Origin of the sequence: Streptomyces sp. AC555_RSS877 (assembly GCF_019049245.1) — a bacterium.
Lineage (GTDB): Bacteria > Actinomycetota > Actinomycetes > Streptomycetales > Streptomycetaceae > Streptomyces.
This window is the reverse complement of the sequence record NZ_JAGMUK010000192.1, coordinates 1-626: the sequence shown is the minus strand read 5'-3', so window position 1 is coordinate 626 and position 626 is coordinate 1. Positions and strand designations below refer to the sequence as shown.

The following is a 626-nucleotide window of genomic DNA, read 5'->3' as shown; positions in this document are numbered from 1 at the left end:
GGGTGTAGAGGCCGATGATCCGTGTCCTTTTGGGACGAAGTCCGGGTCTTTGGAGCGCATCCAGGACCGTGTGCGGCGCCAGCGCACGCCCTCGGCGAGAAGGATGCGGCGCACCTGTGAGCGGCCTACCTCGATCCCTTCGGCCTGTGCTGCTGCGGCGAGGGAATCCAGGGTCCACTCGGCCGGCCCGGACTCGTCGAAGGCCCACAGTTCCCCGACGGGCTCCCACCGCAGCCGCCCCGGCGGCACGGTCTTGACCAGCGAGATGATCCGGGATCGTTCGTGCTCGCTGATCCGTCGTTTGCGGCCCTGCCCACCCAGATCATCGAGTCCCTGCAGGCCCGATCGGTTGAAACGGTGCAGCCAGCAGCGAACCGTTTTCTGGCTGCAGTCCAGCTCCACAGCGATCGCCGGCACCCGTAGCCCCGACCAGCTGAGCTCGATCATCCGGGCCCGCATCACCGCATCCCGCGGAGCCTTCCGTGCCCGTGACAACCGGCGCACGACAGCCCGCTCGTCCTCGTCACGCACCGGTCGTGCCCATAAAACCATCGCCCAGCACCCGCCCCCGAGCACCCTCAACTACCCCGCCAACAGGACATATACCCAGCCAAAGAGGAATCCAG

General features: G+C 67.1%; 1 protein-coding gene. It reads right to left on the bottom strand.

Translation table 11 applies throughout. From position 1 onward, the window contains the following. Positions 1 to 531 (bottom strand): helix-turn-helix domain-containing protein (locus KUM49_RS41710; RefSeq protein ID WP_308406990.1); only part of this gene is annotated, 531 nt, incomplete at its 3' end. Positions 532 to 626 lie beyond the last annotated feature (95 nt).